This window comes from uncultured Psychrobacter sp., from assembly GCF_947500265.1.
In the GTDB taxonomy this organism is placed as follows: Bacteria; Pseudomonadota; Gammaproteobacteria; order Pseudomonadales; family Moraxellaceae; genus Psychrobacter.
In genome coordinates this window covers 447,135-466,734 of record NZ_CANMRN010000001.1, presented here as the reverse complement: position 1 = coordinate 466,734, position 19,600 = coordinate 447,135, and the positions used below count along the sequence as shown (strand labels likewise).

Sequence of the window (19,600 nt, the reverse complement as noted above, 5' to 3'; positions counted from 1 at the left end):
CCAACCACTCAGTTATCCTATAAAAATAACGCCACATTATAACAAATAAGCGCCTCACTGACACACTATATTTGTCAGATTATTTTACACAAGTGCGTCTTTATCGATGTCAGTCATGTCTTAAACCATTAATAGCTCGCCTTTGAAGCTAATCAAGTTCGCAAAGCTCATCGCTATTCCCAATCTCTAATCGCCTTTTGTTAACGTAAAACGCTCTGTGGGTAGATACTTGTTTTGCTGCGCATGCAGGTAACCAAGCATTTGCTCCCGTATCTCACAGGCTAGCGTCCATGCTTCTATAGGCCCTACCGATGAAACAGCGCCGCGCAGTTGAATAGTATTTTCGGTCACATCAACCACATACATTTCGGGTTCTGTTTTATTATCCCAAAGCTTATTGTCCTTGACCATCGATATAAACTCTTCTCGGATAGCGTCGATATCTGCGCCATAATCGATATATAAAAACACAGGACAGGTCTGATGAACTTCCGTATGTGACCAGTTTTCCACTCGTTCAGTGATTAGCTCACGCATTGGCACGATCAATCGTCGCTCATCCCATGTTTTTAACACGGCATACGTGTAACGCAGGTCTTCAACCGTACTAAAATTACCGTCCATTATCACACTATCGCCGATTCGCACTGGCTGCGTCACTGCTACCTGTACACCAGCGATGATATTCCCTAATATTGGCTGTGCCGCAATACCGATAACCACACCTGCAATACCCGCTGAAGTCAATAAAGTTTTGCCAAGGCCTTCCATATTGGCAAATTCACTAAGACCTATCCAGAAGCTTCCCAAAATCATCGCGAAAATAAACACACGGCGAAATATTGATACATAAGTACGGCGGCGACGTTCTTTATCGAAATGCTCTGCAGCCAAATTTTCAATCTGCATGTCTTGATAGCGATTGGCAAAAAAGTTAATGATACGAATGCCTAACCACATGGTACTAAATACCAGTCCAATCCAAATCAATGGACGAATAGATGAGGCGACTGCATCTAAATAAGGAAAACCACCAGAAACCAAGGTAAAAACCAGTGAAAAACTGATGGTAAAGGTTAATGGTACTGTCAGCTTGCTAACCAAATCTGCGACGCCGTTGGTACTGCCAACATACATGCTGTATTTTTCTTCATCGATATAATGATTGATGATTTTTGCAGTACCTTTACTCAGTAGCCAACCCATACCCATGGTTAATAAAAAGAACAATATCAGCGCTGAAAACTCCCATAGCGCAATTCCAAAAAACTTTAGCTTTAACCAAGTGGGCAAATAACGCTCAAACTCGGCTGGATGATACTGCTCATAGAGATTATCAATATTACCTACTGTCTGCGCCGAAAACACCCAGACAGGGGCTTCATCCCCTACCCGCACTCGCTGCAAATAGATAGGAACACGGCGCTCGCGATAATCGACATAGCCAAGCTGAATAGAACGTCTGGCAATACCCATGACACTGCTATTATTACCAAGCGGTGGTTCAATTAAGCCATCGGGGCGATCTGGCATATCGTCGAATACATAGAGCTCTTTTTCGGACAATAAGAAATCCAATCGCTTTGTGAGATCAAGCGCACGGCTACGTTGGCTTTTCTCATCAATCAAATTCATGTTTAGCGCGTAAGCGGCCAAATCATACTGCTGCTTCATTAACGCTGATTGAAAAAACTCTAAGGCTGCAAGCGGCGTCTCCAAGTTAGGTGGCTCAGATAACGGCGGCAACCCTGCATTTAGTTTATCGAGTATATAGTAGCTCTCACTATATTCTCCGGTCAGTGCCGTATCACCTTGTAACCTGCCTGCCTGCTCCACTGCGTTACGCTCAGTAGGGTCGAATATCTCTTCAGTAATACCAGAAATACTGACACTTTCATCTTTAAGCGCATTGACTTGCTGAGCCGCATATTCAGTAAAACTATCAGGCTTACTAGGCGTTTGTTTTTCTGACTCGCTCGCATTCTGCCCGCTCTCACTATTTGCTGCGTAAACAGGTGTATAGATGACACTTAGAGCGACAATCAAAAAGCCCAACAATACTTGCAGCACATGGCTTTGAAAACGATGTTTCTCTACATCTACTTGATGATTATCATCTGAGCGCAAAACGGCACAATGATGGTCCATAGGATTGTTTTTAAGAGTATTCATGTTTTCAAAGCCATCAGTCTACAAAAGGAAAGTATAAAAATATATCGTTGCTGCTTTAACCTAATTCAGTAAGCAAAAAAAAGCCAGCCTAAAGCTGACTTAATTTATTACGAGATTTGTAGCTATTTACCTTATAAGCGGCAAAAATTATTTTAAGCGCGGCGCCATGTCGTGCCAGCACGGCTATCTTCGAGCTCAATACCCGCCTCTTTTAGTTGCTCACGTATCTCATCAGCACGGGCAAAGTTTTTGTTGGCTTTAGACTCTGCACGTTCGATAATTAAATTATCAATAACTGCATCCGTTAAACCATCTTCTGCCTGATCACCAGTCACTGCTTGCAAAAACTGCTGCACTGGCTGCTGTAAAATATTTAATACCTGAGCCAATGCTTTTAGTTGCTGGGCTAATTGCCATGCGGTATCGACGTCTTCCGCTTTGATGGCTTTGTTGATATCACGAGCCAATCCGAATAAGACGCTGATAGCCGTCGAGCTATTAAAGTCGTCATTCATCGCCTTGATGAAGTCTTGACCAACCGCGCTATTGTAAGCTTCTGCCACTAAGTCTTCATTGATTACGATTGACTGTCCTTTTTGTTGTTCAGCCAGTTTTAGTGCATTGTATAGTCTGCTTAGGCTATTATGTGCTTCATCCAATGCGCTATCAGAGAAGTTAACTTGGCTGCGGTAATGGCTCGATAATAAGAAAAAACGCACCGTCTCAGGTAAGTACTTTGCCATTACATCGCGAATGGTAAAAAAGTTGCCCAATGATTTAGACATTTTTTCGCCATCGACATTGATAAAACCAACATGCATCCAGTTACGAGCATACTCACAACCAGTTGCTGCCTCAGACTGCGCGATTTCGTTTTCATGATGCGGGAACTGTAAGTCATGACCACCGCCATGAATATCAAAAGTACTACCTAAGCACTTAGTCGACATCGCTGAACATTCAATATGCCAGCCTGGACGCCCTTGACCCCATGGTGATGCCCACTGTGGCTCGTCAGGTTTTGCTGCTTTCCATAGTACGAAGTCAAATGGATTGCGCTTATCATTCTCAACTTCGACTCGCGAACCTGCCTGCATATCGTCCAGATTGCGCTTTGATAATTTGCCATAACCGTCAAAGCTATCAACAGCATAGTAGACATCACCGTTGTCGCCTGCATACGCGTAGTTGCCAGTGACTAACGTCTTAATCATATCCTGCATGTCATCGATATGATCAGTCGCACGTGGCTCAGCATTTGGCATCTCGCAACCAAGGGCAGTCGCGTCTTCATGCATCGCTTCAATAAAACGCTGCGTCAATGTACCAATCTCTTCACCGTTTTCAGCAGCACGAGCAATGATTTTATCATCGATATCAGTGATATTACGTACGTAGTTCACGTCATAACCCAAACGTGTCAACCAACGAACGGCCATATCAAAACCGACCATCACTCGCGCATGACCAATATGACAATAGTCATAAACGGTCATGCCGCACACATACATACCAACCTGCCCTGCTTTGAGTGGTACAAACTGACGCTTGCTGCCAGTCAATGAATCGTAAATGGCAAGTTGGGACATCGCATCTGCAAGTGGTGTGGTCATAGTAAAAAAGCCTTGTAACGTAAATAAAATAGAGAAATGTGAAATCTCAGCCGCGGTGTATGAATAAGCCATACCAACGACTGTGACTATAAATCCAGAAAATAAAAAATTCAGACTAAAAAACGTCGTGATATAAAACGTAACCCATTATCTTAGCGAAAACAGGCGTAAAATACTACAATGAGCGTGCAACTAACGCTATTCAATCATAAAAACCGTTAAGGATGTAAAGATGGGCAATCGCTTAAGCAAAATATACACACGTACTGGAGATGACGGCAGCACTGGTATGGCTGATGGCAGCCGCCTTAGTAAAGCGGACGATCTATTTAGCGTCATGGGTGACATCGACGAGCTCAACTCGCATATCGGCTTGGTACGTGCGCAATTAAAGCATAATAAAGGTCAATCTATAGAGAAAGAGTTCTCTGAAGCCCTGGTCATCATTCAGCACTTGTTATTCAATATAGGCGGCGAGCTTGCCATGCCAGAATATGAAGGAGTTAATGCCACTCATATTGAATGGTTAGAGCAGCAAATAGATATGATGAATGCCACATTGCCACCGTTAAAAGACTTTGTTTTGCCAACAGGTTCTATATTGGTGAGTCAATTACACGTGGCGCGTAGTGTGTGTCGCCGCGCTGAACGTCAAGCTGTGATATTGCAACAGCAGCGTCCACAAGCGATTCGAAGTACTGCTGTCAGCTTTATCAATCGCTTATCTGATTGGTTATTTGTCGCTGCACGCTTTTGTACAGACCCAGAAAAAGTCTCTGAGGTGTTGTGGGACAGTCAAGCATTGAAAACGTTCACTGAAAATCAATAAGACAAACTAAGTATTTGACAATAAATAGCTTAAACACTTAAACACTAAAAACCCCGCGACATAATTGTTGCGGGGTTTTTATTATTGAGCGATAGCAATTCGGCTTACTAGAAATCACTATCTCTTACTACAATGACCAATTAATAAGTCGCGCTGTTGTCTTCAATGATGACCATATCGATGGTTTCATCTTTAGGTACGGCTTTTGGTGTGGCGGGCTTACTAGGCTCAGCAGCTGCTGCTTGAGTGTTTGCAGTCGAACTGCTCTGATTTTCAGCAGGCTTATTGATGGTTGGTGGCGGCGTAGGTTCAGTTGGACGAATTGGCTCAACTGGCGTTACGGTTCTTGGCTGACGGATTGGGGCTGTTTGAGTCGTATCGTTGTTCTGTGTTGCACGGCGCTCAGCAGCACGTTGGGCACGTTGCTCATCCATTGCAGTTTTAAATACAGAACCTGCCATCACATCTGCAACGACAGTAATCAAAGCAGGCTGACCTGCAATACGCGTACGCACTTGACCGCCTTGAGTACCGACGATGTAAGTGAAAGCGTCATCAACGAGCATATTGTTATTGATACGGATATTGTCTTGCGCTAAACGTGATTGTAAGCTTGGCTGATTATTGGCCGCTTGTACCTGACTGGCTTGATACAAGTCTTCACTTGGTAGCGTCATGCTGACACTGGCTTGACAAGTGGTCATGCCGTTCTCATTGACTTGTTGCAAGATGGCAGCGTTTTGGACATCAATGACAACGCCATTGGTTTTTTCGCTAACCACACCATTTGCTAAACTGATTTCAGCATCATTTGCATAGTTGGCAGCCAATGACTGTGCTTGTTGATTGAGCGTATTCTTTAGAGCTGACTTCAGGCGATCTTGCACCATAGGATCATCACAACTGATCGCAGGCGCAACGCTATTTTCAGCATCGACAGTCTCTTGTTCTGTTAGCTCTGCCTGCTCAGTAGTGTCTTCTTTATCTGAGCGATCACAGCCTGCAAGCGCCAAACCACATACCAATCCAATCCCAGCAACTTTATGCCACTTGCTCAAACTTATATTTGCTACGCTCATACTAACTCTACTCCCAATTTACAGGTTCGTACCGCCACTGACTGACAGTGTTCAACATTCAAATGCAACGCTAGCTGCTACAGATATGAAAACCACATCATTATACGGTGTTTAAATCAAATGGTCATTAGTGTAGCCCATGGATATACAAATAGTGCCCCTCATTGTGGAAAAAACCTGCGTTTGGTTGCAAAAACATAACAAACATTCGCAGATTTGGACTCTAAAAAGTCATATTTAAAAAAGTACGGATTACATCACAGTTTTTGTTAGACGTCGTTGATATGACGCTATATGATTGGGCATAAAAATCATCGATAATTGGTGCATATGATAAATTTTAGAGATACGTTGTTGTTAGGTCATCGAGGCGCACGCGGTGAAGCGTTAGAAAATACCTTTTCAGGCTTTCAATACTCTCAAAATCTTAAGTCAAAAGGCTTAGCAGGCGTAGAGTTTGATATACAGCTAAATGCTGACGGTCACTTAATCGTATTCCACGATGACGATCTAGAGCGTATGTGCGGTCGGCAATCACGTATTGACCAGTTAAAACTGACTGAGATTCAATGCCAATTGCAGTTTGGTCAACCCATTATGACGCTCGCAAGCATGGCACCTGCGCTTAGTGGGTTTAACGTTATTGAGCTAGAAATTAAGACGCATAGCCGTACCAACTATGCAGTATTGATTGCAGCGCTTCGGCAGGCATTTATTGATACACCTTTTGCCAGCTTACCAGTTGTATTGACGAGTTTCGATGTCGAGTTACATAACCGTTTGCAACGTCACAGACTATTATCTCATATGCCTCGCGGCTTACTCATTCGTACGCCAGAAGCGTTGGCAAGCGCGACCAATACCGCATTGCAACTCGGCTGTATTCAACTGGGCATTCATTATCCGCTTTTGACCCAAGCTGTCATCAAGCATAGCCACCGTTATGGATTGCCTGTAAGTGCTTGGACGGTCAATGATATTCCCACCATTGAACAGCTCATAAAATGGGAAACCGATGTCATCATTACGGATTTTCCAAGTCATTTGCTGTTGCCTTAACCGAGTTATCCGTACTTTTTTGATATTTAATCATTTTTTTGATAAACGCATTCTTTCCTACATATCTACCCTTCTTGTTACACTTCTCCTTCATGTCTGATAAGTCACTCGTATTTTTGATCAATACATTCTATAATCCATACAAGTTATTGTTATTTAGCAATATTTTTATAGTGTATAAGTGTTCACTTTACACGATTTTTAAGGTACTATGGTGGCTTAAATTAATACCGTTAGGGATATTATATGATTGCAAAAAAAGCACTTGGCTTACCGCTTAAAGGCTTACGTTTCGCTATCAAATCTGGTGACACGCTTGTAAAGACCGCGAGCACTCAAGTAACGCGTTTTAAAACTCGTTTTGATGAGAAAAAAGCGCAAATGGCGCTTGATGAGCAGCCTGTTGCCAAACGCAATTATGCTAAAGCTTCTGAGCAAGCGGATCTTTCTGCGCAAGAGCAAAGCATTGATATGCGCGAGTTTGAATTTACCAAAGCACCGATCAACTGGATTCCGGCGACTATTTTGGTAGCGACGCCGATTGCTGCTGCTATCATTACGCCATGGTACTTGTTCACTCATCAAGTGAGCGCACCTGTTTGGGGTGTATTTGGTGCCTTTATGGTATGGACTGGTATCAGTATTACGGCAGGTTACCATCGTCTAATGGCGCATCGTGCTTATAAAGCGCATCCAATTGTCAGAAACTTTTTATTGCTTGGTTCTACCCTAGCGGTACAGGGTTCTGCGTTTGATTGGGTTTCTGGTCACCGTACTCACCATCGTCATGTAGATGATCGTTTGGATGATCCGTATTCAGCACAGCGTGGATTTTGGTTCAGTCATATTGGCTGGATGCTACGTAACTACCCTAGCGGCAAGTTCGACTACAAAAACATTCCTGATTTGACTAAAGATAGAGTCTTACAGATTCAGCATAAATACTACGGTCTATGGGTAGTTGCCATGAACGTCGGTATGGTTGCCGCTATCGGTTGGTTGCTTGGTGATGTTTGGGGTACGTTGGTTATCGCAGGCCTACTACGTTTGGTATTGACGCATCACTTTACGTTCTTTATCAACTCGTTCTGCCACATGTTTGGTACACGTCCTTATACGGATACCAATAGTGCTCGTGATAACTTCTTCTTGGCTATCTTTACGTGGGGTGAGGGTTATCATAACTACCATCACTTCTTCCAATACGACTATCGTAATGGCGTGAAATGGTGGCAATATGACCCAACCAAATGGTTAATTGCTGGTTTATCAAAACTTGGTTTGACTTCTGAGCTGCGTACTGTTGATGATACGACTATCAAGCATGCCGAAGTGCAAATGCAGTTCAAAGCAGCACAACAGCAGATCGATACAGCCACAAGCACTGGGCTTGATCTTCCTCATGCGATGAAGAGCTTCCAAGACCGCATTAAGTTTGAATACGATGCATTTAAACAAACTGTCGAAGAATGGCAATCACTGAAAGCTCAAACTATTGAAATGAAAAAAATAGAATGTGCTGATCGCTTACGTGAAGTTGATGATAAGCTAAAGCATGATTATGCGAAAATTGAACAGAAAATCCTTGAGCATAACAGCAATCTAAAAACTGCTTTCCGCTCTATTGGCGCGAACGAAAAAGCGGCTTAATTAACCTCTGATTTATTTTATAATTTTGAAGCTTCTCCATCCCCCTACCCGTCCTAGATAGGGGGATTTTTTTGCTTATACTTTATCGATTATGTCATTACAGCTACTTCTAATGATTTTATTATCATAATAAATGGTCAAATACATTGGCTGAACCATTGCTTTCTCTAATCCAAAAACAATAACCATCTCATCCATCATATTCAGTTAATTAAAGACCGAAAAATTTATTTTTTGTCCAGATATTACAAGAGACGGACAGAGTGCAACGATGCCATATGAGAGCTATGCTATAGTGACATTCTCACTTTTATATTTTAATGGAAACGGCCTGTATGCGTTATCAAAACACTTACGTCAACCTAGACACGCGCCTTTATCATGAGCAGCCACCGACGCCACTAGACAATCCTCGTGTCGGTCACTTCAACACTCAAGTTGCACAGCAGTTAGGCTGGGCAAACGACGAGGACCTGATGACCAATTGGGTTGAGATATTGGGCGGTCAATACGTGCCAGCTGATTTCAAACCACTATCTATGGCCTATGCTGGTCACCAGTTTGGACAATGGGCTGGGCAATTGGGTGACGGACGCGGTTTGCTTATGGCGCAGGTACTCGATATTGATGGACAGCCACAAGACTTGCATCTCAAAGGTGCTGGTTTGACGCCCTATTCACGTATGGGTGATGGACGCGCAGTCTTACGTAGTACTATTCGCGAATACCTGTGCGGTCATGCATTGACCCAGCTTGGCATCCCCTCATCTAACGCTTTGGGGTTTGTGGTATCTGATACGAGAGTGCGCCGTGAGCGTATCGAAGCAGGTGCAGCGTTGATGCGTGTGGCAGACAGTCATATTCGTCTCGGTCATGTCGAATGGATTGCCAGCTTTGCCCCTGATGTACTGGGTGAGTTCACTGACTATATGATTGACACCTACTATCCAGAGTGCCGCGATAGCGAAACGCCTGTCTTAGCTTTCTTAACCGCAGTGGTTGAGCGTACGGCTCGTATGATTGCTGATTGGCAATTGATTGGTTTTGCTCATGGTGTGATGAACACAGATAACTTATCTATCACAGGCAGTACTTTGGACTTCGGGCCGTTTGGCTTTATGGAGCGCTTTAATCCTGCATGGATCAATAATCACTCAGACCATACGGGTCGCTACGCTTATCAGAATCAGCCTGCTATCGGGCACTGGAACCTAAACGTTTGGCTGCCACACTTTATGCGCCTAGAAGGCGTTACTCGTGAGACTCTATCTGACTGCCTAGCGCCTTACGAAGCAACCTTTATGCAGCACTATCAGCAAGGTCTGTGCCGTAAGCTTGGCCTACCGCATCAAAGAGAGAGTCTCAGCTTGGCCTTTGAATGGTTGACGCTATTAGAAGACAACTTGCTCGACTACACCAATAGCTTCCGCGCCCTACTCGGTTTGGTCGCACCAGCAGATCATCCTTATGAGCAAAAGCTACTGGATACCATTACCACTGAATTAAGCGGTGATGCGCAGCAAGTATGGCAAGACTGGTCAGCACGTTATCTGGCACAGATCGAGCAGCTGCTACTTGAGCAGGCAGTTAACGACATGACAACCAACAATCCTGTTTATGTTCTTCGTAATAGCATGGCGCAGCGTGCAATTACTGCCGCAGAGCAAGGTCAGTTTGAAGAGGTTGATCGAGTGTTTCGTTTATTAGCCAACCCTTATAGTGTGCAAGATATCGCTAATGATTTAGATAGCAGTGCGCCTGCGCCTGATACACCGCAGATGCCTATTAGCTGCTCTTCTTAGTAGTTGCTAGTCTTAGCATCTTTCAATTCTGTAATATTTTGAAACATTATGAAATTAAGGTTGATATCTAACTGCGTTTTTTGGCATTATCAATGAGATAAATAACGAATATCATTTTATTATATTATTCGCACAATTCACCGTTGTTGACTAGGCAGTGAATTGGCAATAATGCTAGAATGAATATTTTAGCTAGTTTGCTTTTTTGACCTGATCTTTGATCGTCGACCATGATTCTGATGGTCGTGAGTCGTTTAACGTCTTTATACCTTTCAATTATTATCATTCAATGATCTTTGGAGGGTTAGACGTTGTTTTTTATCACCATTTAATTTATTTCAATTTATTCCAACCATGGCAATTATTATGAATGACGATACCACTTCGAATACGGATAACCTCAGTACAGAAAAAGAGCAGTTTGAACAAGCTGCCTTACATTACCATGAGTTTCCACGCCCAGGTAAAATTTCGGTAACCCCTACTAAGCAGCTAGCCAACCAACGTGATTTAGCACTCGCCTACTCTCCAGGCGTTGCTGTACCTTGTCTTGAGATCCAAAGAGATCCAAAACTTGCGTCTAAATACACGGCACGTAATAACCTAGTTGGTGTTATCACTAATGGTACTGCTGTATTGGGTCTGGGTAATATCGGTCCATTGGCATCGAAGCCAGTCATGGAAGGCAAAGGCGTTCTATTTAAGAAGTTCGCAGGTATCGACGTTTTTGATATTGAAATTGCTCAAAACGATCCAGATAAGTTCATCGAAGCGGTTGCCTCACTTGAGCCTACTTTTGGTGGTATCAACCTAGAAGACATCAAAGCACCAGAATGTTTCAAAATTGAACGCGTACTACGTGAGCGCATGAACATTCCTGTGTTCCATGATGACCAACATGGTACGTCAATCATCGTTGCTGCAGCCATGCTAAATGCTTTGTTGATTACTGGCAAAAAAATCGAAGAGATTAAAATTGTCTGTTCAGGCGCAGGCGCAGCAGCCATTTCTTGCCTAGATATTATTTGCGCACTTGGCGTTAATAAGAACAACATTATTGTTTCAGACTCACGCGGTATCATCAGTACTAGCCGTGAAAACCTAGACGAAACCAAACAGCGTTATGCTCGTGATATCACGGCTACTTCTATCGAAGAAGTTATGGACGATGTCGATATGTTCCTAGGCCTATCAATGCCAGGTACACTATCAGAAGATATGGTTCGCCGTATGGCAAAAGACCCTATCGTCTTTGCACTTGCCAACCCTACTCCTGAAATCATGCCAGAATTGGCACATGCCGTACGTCCAGACGTCATCATGGCAACTGGTCGTTCAGACTATCCAAACCAAGTAAACAACGCGCTATGCTTCCCATATATCTTCCGCGGTGCATTGGATGTTGGTGCGACCACTGTTAATGAAGAGATGAAAGTCGCTTGCGTAAAAGCAATCGCTGCGATGGCACACGTTGAAGCCACTCCAACTACCAGCGCTAGAAACATCGAAAAGATGCAGAGTTTTGGTCGTGACTACTTAATCCCAGGCCCTCTAGAGCCAAATCTAATCATTGAAATCGCATCTGCTGTTGCCAAAGCAGCGATGGATTCAGGCGTTGCCACGCTACCGATCGATGACATGCAAGCCTATCGTCAGCGTCTGTCTGAGTTTGTTTATAACTCCGCGTTTGTCATGAAGCCAATCTTTGCTCGTGCTAAAGCCGATCCAAAACGTATCGTGTACTGTGAAGGTGAAGACAACAACATCTTGCTCGCTGTGCAAGTCGTCGTTGATGAGAAGTTAGCACAACCTATCTTGGTTGGTCGTCCTTCAGTTATCGAAGCCAATATCAAAAAGCTAGGCCTACGTTTAAAAGCTGGCGAAAATATTACCATCGTCAACGTTGATGACGATCCTCGCTACAAAGACTACTGGCAGGGCTACTATGAGAAAAACAAACGCCGCGGTGTAAGCATCGAGCTTGCGCGCCGTGATGTTCGCCGTAAGACGACTTTGATTGGTTCTTTGCTGGTTGAAAATGGTGCGGCAGATGGCATGGTATGCGGTACCTTTGGCCATTACCAATTGCATCTAAAATACGTTGAAAGCGTCATTGGCAAAAAACAAGGTATGAATGATTTCTATGCGATGAATGCAGTACTCATGCAAGATCGTAATATCTTTATCGCTGATACTTATGTCCATGAAGACCCAACAGCTGAGCAATTGGCTGAAATGACTGTCTTGGCAACGGATCAGCTACGTCGCTTTGGTATTACGCCACGCGTGGCGCTAGTGTCTCATTCTAACTTTGGTGCTTCAGATCGTGCCAGCGCTGTCAAAATGCGTAAGGTTCATGAACTATTAACCAATATGAATGTCGACTTTGAGTTTGAAGGCGAAATGCAAGGTGATGCCGCGCTTAACGAAAATATTCGTCTAAACGATATGCCATCAAGCCCATTAAAAGGCGCAGCGAACTTACTTATTTTGCCAACGCTTGATGCATCAAACATCGCTTTCAACCTGCTGAAGACAGCCACTGGTAGTGCTTCTATTGGCCCTATCCTATTAGGTACCAATAAGCCAGTCCACATTTTGACGCCATCAGCGACAGCACGTGGTATCGTCAACATGACTGCATTGACCGTCACTGAAGCTCAAGATTTAGAAAACGAAGCTCAGTAGTCGAAGCTTAGTAATCAATGATATCTCGTATTCAGTAACAATGCGTGATTAAGGCAGGCGCTGTTATCCATTAACAAAGCCCGTCTGCTATACTAAAAACAGTCAATGCGACCTATAAAGCATTGGCTGTTTTTTTTGATATATCGTTGGAGAACTACTTTTACAATCTGTAGTCGGCTGCCTTGTAGCAATTTTAGATTTCTTTCACTATAGAAAAATTGAGCAGATGATATGTTGATAAGTACAGTGGTGATAAGCACAGCAATAATAAGTACAGTAACATTTTGCTAAATAAATAGAGGCTTTTATGCAGATTTACCTTGTGGGCGGCGCGGTACGTGATCGACTCCTGAAACGTCCGATCAAAGATAAAGACTTCGTCGTCGTTGGTGCTACCGTGGCAGAGATGATTGACGCAGGGTTTCAACAAGTCGGTGCTGATTTTCCGGTGTTTTTGCACCCGACCAGTCACGAAGAATATGCCCTAGCACGCACAGAACGTAAGCAAGGCTCAGGCTACAAAGGTTTTAGCGTACATGCCAGCCCTGATGTTAGTCTAGAGGATGATTTGCGCCGTCGTGATTTAACCATCAACGCGATGGCAATTGAAGTTACCAGCTTAACTGACGACACCCCTATTGACGGACAGGTCATCGACTACTATGGCGGCCTACAAGACTTAGAAAGCAAGACATTACGTCATGTGTCCAGTGCTTTTAGCGAAGACCCATTACGTGTACTTCGCACAGTGCGTTTCTATAGCCGTTACTACGATTTGGGGTTCACCATCGCGGATGACACTTTAACGCTGATGCGTCAATTGGTTGATACAGGAGAGCTGGCTCATTTAAGCGCCGAACGTATTTGGCAAGAATCGAGCCGTGCAACTATGCAACTATCACCGCAAGTCTATTGGCAAAAACTGTTTGAAATTGGTGCGCTCATAGAGTATTTCGCGCCATTGCATCATGCTTGGGACAATATCCAAATAAGAGAAACAGCGCAGACAGCATTATATTTTGCAGGCCAAATGCGTCTAAACTTGTCACAGCGTTGGGCGCTACTAATGACTAGCCTGTCTTCATCATTATTTAATAGCGAAAACTCTGAGTCTACGTCTACCGTATCAACCGCTATAAAAAATATTAACGCTATCGGTAATAAAGCCAAAGTCCCAAAAGCACATACTCAATTCGCGACTTTATTCGCTCAGCAAGCTGAAAAACTAAGCACAATAAACAGTCTAACTGCGGCTGAAAAAATCGATCTAATCCAAGCCTGCGGTGCGCATAAGGAGCCTGACAAGCTCTCTCAGCTGCTAGTGTGCAGTCATGTATTACAGCTAGCAACACAGCATCGCCAAATGATGCTAGCACTAAACAGCTTTCACGCCATCGGTATGACCGACATTGCGCCAGACCTTAAAGGCCCCGCCATTGGTTCAGCCTTACGCCAAAGCAGGATTAAACACTTGCAAGCGCAACAATGATATAGACAAGCACCTTAGAGAAAAAAGTAGTATTGCTATGAACCAAGAAACTAATGCCTACCAAACAGAAAATATAAATAACCAAACGCCAGTGATGCTTGTCACAGGTAGTGCTAGGCGCATTGGGGCGGCTATTGTTAAAGCGGCTCATAGGCAAGGTTACCGCGTCATTATTCATTGTCACCGTAGTGAACGAGACGCTAATGATTTAGCTGACCATCTGAACGACATCCGTGCTAATAGTGCAAAAGTTATCGTTGCTGACTTGACAATAGTTAATGATAAAACAGCTTTAGACAGCTTTGTTGGAAGTATTATAGAGGCGTTTGGACAGCTTGATGTACTGGTGCATAATGCCTCACGGTTTTATCCTAGCCCACTCGGTAGTATCAATCATGCACAGTGGGATGAGTTGCTTTTGACCAACGCAAAAGCCCCTTTATTACTAAGCCAAGCCCTACTACCTTATCTTAAGCAACAACAAGGCTGCATTATCAGTTTGTTGGACATACATGCGCATGATAGACCGTTTAACAACTATACTGTCTATAACATGGCAAAGGCTGCGCATCGAATGATGGTACAGTCGCTAGCACTAGAGATGGCACCAGAAGTACGGGTCAACGGAGTTGCTCCTGGGGTCAACATTTTACCTGACCCTACTAGTGACCAAGCTATTGATAACGAGCAACAGAAAAGTATCATCGATGCTATTCCTATGCAGCGAATAGGCCGACCTGATGAGATTGCTCATAGCGTACTGTATCTTGTGCAGGCAAATTATGTCACAGGAGAGATCATCACCGTGGATGGAGGCCGTAGTCTAACCATAGCTGGTGGTCACCTGTAATACGAGAATCTTACTCAATAAAAAATATCTTGATTACTGCCTATCTTTTGCTTGAAAAATTAAAAAAATCAGGTATCATTGTGCGTCTAACGTTAGGGCCCATAGCTCAGTTGGTTAGAGCAGAGGACTCATAATCCTTTGGTCGTAGGTTCAAGTCCTACTGGGCCCACCAAATTTAAGTTTTAATAAAAAAGACCTTCAAGAGATTGGAGGTCTTTTTTATTGTCTGCTGTTTTCTTAGTAAATAACAACCATGTGTATAAGCATAGATATAGGCACTTTATTCAAGCCTCTTCGCTGACAGCGGATAATTATTGATAGTTTTGTAGTGCTGTGTTTTTCAGACTTCTTGCGAGCCGTTACAGCGTAATGTGCTAGTTTTAGACCCAAAAAGCCTAACTATTAATATAGATAGGCTTTTCTTAGATAAACAAGTGCTTTGCCTCTACAAGTCAGTAATAAATTTATACACGTAATGACTATCTGTTCGTAGTAGACAGTTTTTATATAATCATTGAAGATGGCTTAATAAAATCCATGCACCGATGGCAATTAGCATCATACCACCAAATATTTCAGCTCTATGACCGATTAATGAACCTAACACCTTTCCTAACATCACCCCTAGCGTGACCATTACTGTAGTGGCCAAGCCAATAAGACCTGCCGCCAGTAAAATATTGACCTTTACAAATGCTAGGCTCACACCGACAGCCATGGCATCGATGCTGGTACCAAATGCAGTCAAAGCAAGTTTGAAAAAAGAATGTCTCGACGGCGCTTCTGCCGTTTCATCACTTGGTTTCAGTCCCTCATATAGCATGTGCAGACCGAGCGCAAAAAGTATGACAAACGCGACCCAGTGGTCCCACGCCTCAATAAAAGACGCATTTATAAAGGTTGTGGCAGAGTGACCAATTAACCAACCAATAATAGGCGTGATCGCTTCAATGGTGCCAAAAATAACACCCATTCTGAAAGCTTCAATAAAACGAGGGTTTTTAAGACTTGCGCCTTTACTGATTGCCACGGAAAAGGCATCCGTAGACATAGAAAGCGCAAGTAATAGAAGTGCGATAGGATTCATGTGATTTTCTCTGGTCGAGTATAGAGTCCACGACATAGCCACACCCCCGACCTGCAGTGTAGATATATCGATGGTCTCGCCAACCGAGAGGTGTTCGCACCATGGCATGTGGCCAAGTATGTTGATACGAACGCTTTCGCAGTACGAAAGCAGGCTACTCCCCAAAGAGAGGTTAGATTAGCATTGATACGATATAAGTCAATCATAAAATGCCAAAAAATAATTTTTGCACCTGATAAAGCGTAAAGTTGGAAACGCTAGCAAATACTCTTGGAGCAGATGAATTCTTTAGAGAGTTATGAACATAAAAAAACCCTTCACGCTAAATTTACATAGCCTGAAGGGTTTTTTAATGCGTGGCGCTTTTTAGTAATCGACGGTATAGCTTAAGCCATAAGTCGTGCCTGATGCAGGTAAGCGGTTCAAGTCACCAAATGTAGTTTGATGATAGACCGTTAGATAGTCCTTATTAAGCAGGTTATAAACGCCATAGTCTACTCGGCCGACTGGCATATTCACTTGACCTAATACATCAAGGGTCATATAACCAGTGACAGGTAAGGCACTAGAGTCAGGGTCTTGTTGTTGGTCTTTAAAGGCTTTATCATCACCGCCGATTGCCAGTGCTTGCAAACGAATATTGCTGCCTTCATCGAAGTTATACTGAGCAAATGCCGTACCTTTTAGCGGTGTTAGACGTACTGCATCGAGCTCCAGCCAATCACCATCCTTATCGTACTGACCGCGGGTATACGCCACACTGCCGCCTACTTGCCACTTGTCACTGATATCATGACTAAGCGACCCTTCTACCCCATAGACACGCTCATCGGTATCGACAACTTCTACGGTATAGTTGTCTGTAAAGCGCACTACTTTATCTGATTCGTTATAAAAACCGCTTAAGCGTGCCGCTGTATCGCCGTGTTTTCCTTGCCAACCAAACTCGTAGTTATTGGTTGCAATCGGTTGAACATTGTCTGAATTAACCACGAAGCCAGCACGCACATCACGTAAAGCTCGCTGTATATCTGCGGTGTCAAGACCTTGTGAAAAATTGGCAAACAATTGATCTTTCGGTGTTATCTGATAGCTGGTACCAAGATTAAAGAGTACTTTGTCATGGTCGGTACTGCCTGCTTCTACCGTTCCTGCTTCATAATTATTTGTAGAATCATTAGCGTAATACTCTTCCATCATTTGTTCGTAGACCGGTACAAAGGCATCGGTATCCGATGTCAGCTTTTGATAACGTACGCCAGCACTGGTATGCCACTTATCAGTCAAATCCACATCTGCATTGATAAACGCCCCCAATTTATCAATGGTGGTATCTGGTCCAGCATTATAGGTAAGACCGTTTGTTTTAGCCGTTAAGCCATTGCTAACATAAAATGTCGTAAAGTCTTGTCCATTGTAGGTTTGCTCGCTGTTTTCACGTTCAAAATCAGCGCCGTAGCTAAATAATGTATTTTTACCAGCAAGTTCAGTTTCTGTTTGCATAGCGGCACGCAGACCCATGACATCAATTTCTGCTTCTGACTGAGTGATAAAATATGGATTGCCATTTGCATAATAAACATAATCATCTTGCTCTGTTACAGCTTTAACGGAAGGGTAAAAACGGCCCTTTTCGTTTCTGTAGTAACCAGTCAAGCTTACGCTAGAACCTGAGCCTACGAAGTCATCATCACTGTAATTTAAATTTACCGAGCTTTTTTCGGTATAAGGCTGGTTTTCTACGTTGGCGCCATCAATGGCTACTAAAGATGGGCTGGCACCATATAACACAGCTAAACCATCACCGTAGTCTGGGCCGTAGTCGGTGTTTTGCTCATCTTTATAGTAAGTCGCTGCGAGATCAAGACGTTGGGTATCCGTTAGCTCTACACCTAAGCTACCATTCACACTTAGTGACTCGGTATCTTGTTGATCCGTTTGATTGACATCAGGACTAACTCGGTCGCCTTTGCTATCAAACTTGCCGCCTTTATTATCATAATCAACATCTAATCGACCATACACTCGCTCGCCGCCATATCCTAAGGTTTGTCCTACATGATAACCCAATGAGTCTGACTCAAAACCACGACTGCTACTGACACCGACTCTAGTCTGTCTGATAGGGCCATAACCTACCAAAGATTTGGTCACAAGGTTAATCAGGCCACCTGCTGCACCAGCACCGTAAATACTGGTGGCACCTGAGAGTACCTCTACCCGCTCAAGCTGCGCAGGATCGATACTATTTAGCTCGCGTGAAAGACTGCGTGAGCTGCTTAAAGGCACACCATTCAACAAGAACTGTACAGGACGTCCGTGCATGGTCGTACCATAGTTACTGGTAGAGCCACTACTGGCACCCAAGCTCGGTATCAACTGTGCCAAGATATCACCAGTAGTACGGTCACCCGTTGCCTGCATCTGAATCTCATTTTCAGTAATTACTTGAGTAACTGCCGGCATCTCACTAATTTTTTGTGCCAGCGCCGTGCCCGTTCTGGCTTTGGCCGTGACATTGATAGTGTCTAAAGTCACATTAGGCGTCTCGTTAGACACAGTACTTGAAGCCATTTCCGCTGATGTCTGCGCATCTAATAAGGCATCCGTTTCATTGATATTGTTTTGTGCATATAATTGCTGACTAATACAGAGGGTAAGAACAGATAGAGCAATTTGATGATGGCTTTTCATAATTATTTCACTTAGGTTATTTCACTTAGTTGGATAAATAAACAGTGGTATGAGTAATATTTAGCTAATAATACTGTGTGTACTAACTTTGTGAATCATATTGTAAATGATAATCGTTTTTATTTATATATGTATTTACACTTTGGTAGTAAGCGTTTATTTGTACTGTTTTCAGATATGGTTGACTATTTGAACTCTGATAATTTCATTAATCACTGAATAGTTTATCTAGCTCGTTATTACGATAGACCTCAAGAAACCGCTGAAACTTTACCTCATCTTCTTTATGCTTCTTTTGACAATCTGATAATAGCTGCTGTGCTACATCAACAGATAATATAAATACGCCGTCATTATCCATAATGGCGATGTCGCTTGAACGAATCGTCGTCGTCTGCTCACCGAGGCGATAGGCAATATCGGGCGCTATCTTGACCATGTGCTTGGTTGCTCTTGAACGTAGTCACAGCGCTGATACCCTGCGCAAATACAGGGCAACCCAACTTACTTTTAGCCAGTAGGTGAAAAGCACGATTGATCAATGATGCCCACTGTTCTGTGGCGATTAATGTCTGGTGCCAAAAATCG

The 19,600-nt window shown here is 43.4% G+C and carries 13 protein-coding genes, 1 tRNA gene and 1 riboswitch; of the genes, 8 read left to right on the top strand and 6 right to left on the bottom strand.

The genetic code is table 11. The features are described 5' to 3' along the window. Positions 1–186: 186 nt before the first annotated feature. Complete coding sequence (locus tag Q0788_RS01935; RefSeq protein WP_298807498.1) at positions 187–2,172, bottom strand: mechanosensitive ion channel family protein; 1,986 nt, start codon at positions 2,170–2,172, stop codon at positions 187–189. A gap of 152 nt (positions 2,173–2,324) precedes the next feature. Continuing rightward, positions 2,325–3,785 carry a cysteine--tRNA ligase gene (gene cysS, locus Q0788_RS01930; protein WP_298807497.1) on the bottom strand — a complete coding sequence of 487 codons (1,461 nt, stop codon included), beginning with the start codon at positions 3,783–3,785 and terminating at the stop codon, positions 2,325–2,327. 232 nt (positions 3,786–4,017) lie between these two features. Here cysS and Q0788_RS01925 point away from each other — a divergent pair, with 232 nt between their 5' ends. Beyond that, positions 4,018–4,614 carry a cob(I)yrinic acid a,c-diamide adenosyltransferase gene (locus tag Q0788_RS01925; RefSeq protein ID WP_298807496.1) on the top strand — a complete coding sequence of 199 codons (597 nt, stop codon included), beginning with the start codon at positions 4,018–4,020 and terminating at the stop codon, positions 4,612–4,614. 140 nt (positions 4,615–4,754) lie between these two features. On the opposite strand, the gene Q0788_RS01920 is transcribed toward Q0788_RS01925, so the two are convergent. Beyond that, entirely contained in the window at positions 4,755–5,693 is a 939-nt protein-coding gene (locus tag Q0788_RS01920) for a hypothetical protein (RefSeq protein WP_298807495.1), read from the bottom strand. A 330-nt stretch (positions 5,694–6,023) separates the two neighbouring features. On the opposite strand from Q0788_RS01920, the gene Q0788_RS01915 reads away from it, so the two are divergent. From Q0788_RS01915 to Q0788_RS01885, 7 genes are all read left to right on the top strand, one after another. Next, positions 6,024–6,752, top strand: a complete 729-nt coding sequence (locus tag Q0788_RS01915) for a glycerophosphodiester phosphodiesterase (RefSeq protein WP_298807494.1) — start codon at positions 6,024–6,026, stop codon at positions 6,750–6,752. Between the two features lie 471 nt (positions 6,753–7,223). After that, positions 7,224–8,402, top strand: a complete 1,179-nt coding sequence (locus Q0788_RS01910; RefSeq protein WP_298807669.1) for a fatty acid desaturase — start codon at positions 7,224–7,226, stop codon at positions 8,400–8,402. A 335-nt stretch (positions 8,403–8,737) separates the two neighbouring features. Then, positions 8,738–10,204 carry a protein adenylyltransferase SelO family protein gene (locus Q0788_RS01905; RefSeq protein ID WP_298807493.1) on the top strand — a complete coding sequence of 489 codons (1,467 nt, stop codon included), beginning with the start codon at positions 8,738–8,740 and terminating at the stop codon, positions 10,202–10,204. A 366-nt stretch (positions 10,205–10,570) separates the two neighbouring features. Next, positions 10,571–12,892, top strand: a complete 2,322-nt coding sequence (locus Q0788_RS01900) for an NADP-dependent malic enzyme (RefSeq protein ID WP_298807492.1) — start codon at positions 10,571–10,573, stop codon at positions 12,890–12,892. Between the two features lie 307 nt (positions 12,893–13,199). Next, positions 13,200–14,381 carry a tRNA nucleotidyltransferase gene (locus Q0788_RS01895; protein WP_298807491.1) on the top strand — a complete coding sequence of 394 codons (1,182 nt, stop codon included), beginning with the start codon at positions 13,200–13,202 and terminating at the stop codon, positions 14,379–14,381. Positions 14,382–14,418: 37 nt separating this feature from the next. Further along, complete coding sequence (locus tag Q0788_RS01890) at positions 14,419–15,231, top strand: pteridine reductase (protein ID WP_298807489.1); 813 nt, start codon at positions 14,419–14,421, stop codon at positions 15,229–15,231. A gap of 95 nt (positions 15,232–15,326) precedes the next feature. After that, a tRNA-Ile gene (locus tag Q0788_RS01885) sits at positions 15,327–15,403 on the top strand. Between the two features lie 339 nt (positions 15,404–15,742). Here Q0788_RS01885 and Q0788_RS01880 read toward each other — a convergent pair. The 3 genes from Q0788_RS01880 to Q0788_RS01870 all read right to left on the bottom strand — a co-directional run bounded on the left by Q0788_RS01880 (position 15,743) and on the right by Q0788_RS01870 (position 19,451). Beyond that, positions 15,743–16,354, bottom strand: a complete 612-nt coding sequence (locus tag Q0788_RS01880; protein WP_298807487.1) for a manganese efflux pump MntP family protein — start codon at positions 16,352–16,354, stop codon at positions 15,743–15,745. Continuing rightward, a riboswitch (yybP-ykoY riboswitch) is annotated at positions 16,326–16,493 on the bottom strand. Its footprint overlaps the gene before it by 29 nt. A 191-nt stretch (positions 16,494–16,684) precedes the next feature. Further along, positions 16,685–19,012: a TonB-dependent receptor gene (locus Q0788_RS01875; RefSeq protein ID WP_298807486.1), complete on the bottom strand. Its 2,328-nt coding sequence runs from the start codon at positions 19,010–19,012 to the stop codon at positions 16,685–16,687. 208 nt (positions 19,013–19,220) lie between these two features. Continuing rightward, positions 19,221–19,451 (bottom strand): hypothetical protein, encoded by a 231-nt coding sequence (locus Q0788_RS01870; RefSeq protein WP_298807485.1) that lies wholly within the window; start codon positions 19,449–19,451, stop codon positions 19,221–19,223. Positions 19,452–19,600: the final 149 nt, after the last annotated feature.

What these genes read in the sequence shown, in the direction of transcription:
- Q0788_RS01935 (WP_298807498.1), bottom strand. Translation starts at nt 2,172, where the DNA reads ATGAATACTCTTAAAAACAATCCTATGGACCATCATTGTGCCGTTTTG.
- cysS (WP_298807497.1), bottom strand. Translation starts at nt 3,785, where the DNA reads ATGACCACACCACTTGCAGATGCGATGTCCCAACTTGCCATTTACGAT.
- Q0788_RS01925 (WP_298807496.1), top strand. Translation starts at nt 4,018, where the DNA reads ATGGGCAATCGCTTAAGCAAAATATACACACGTACTGGAGATGACGGC.
- Q0788_RS01920 (WP_298807495.1), bottom strand. Translation starts at nt 5,693, where the DNA reads ATGAGCGTAGCAAATATAAGTTTGAGCAAGTGGCATAAAGTTGCTGGG.
- Q0788_RS01915 (WP_298807494.1), top strand. Translation starts at nt 6,024, where the DNA reads ATGATAAATTTTAGAGATACGTTGTTGTTAGGTCATCGAGGCGCACGC.
- Q0788_RS01910 (WP_298807669.1), top strand. Translation starts at nt 7,224, where the DNA reads ATGCGCGAGTTTGAATTTACCAAAGCACCGATCAACTGGATTCCGGCG.
- Q0788_RS01905 (WP_298807493.1), top strand. Translation starts at nt 8,738, where the DNA reads ATGCGTTATCAAAACACTTACGTCAACCTAGACACGCGCCTTTATCAT.
- Q0788_RS01900 (WP_298807492.1), top strand. Translation starts at nt 10,571, where the DNA reads ATGAATGACGATACCACTTCGAATACGGATAACCTCAGTACAGAAAAA.
- Q0788_RS01895 (WP_298807491.1), top strand. Translation starts at nt 13,200, where the DNA reads ATGCAGATTTACCTTGTGGGCGGCGCGGTACGTGATCGACTCCTGAAA.
- Q0788_RS01890 (WP_298807489.1), top strand. Translation starts at nt 14,419, where the DNA reads ATGAACCAAGAAACTAATGCCTACCAAACAGAAAATATAAATAACCAA.
- Q0788_RS01880 (WP_298807487.1), bottom strand. Translation starts at nt 16,354, where the DNA reads ATGTCGTGGACTCTATACTCGACCAGAGAAAATCACATGAATCCTATC.
- Q0788_RS01875 (WP_298807486.1), bottom strand. Translation starts at nt 19,012, where the DNA reads ATGAAAAGCCATCATCAAATTGCTCTATCTGTTCTTACCCTCTGTATT.
- Q0788_RS01870 (WP_298807485.1), bottom strand. Translation starts at nt 19,451, where the DNA reads ATGGTCAAGATAGCGCCCGATATTGCCTATCGCCTCGGTGAGCAGACG.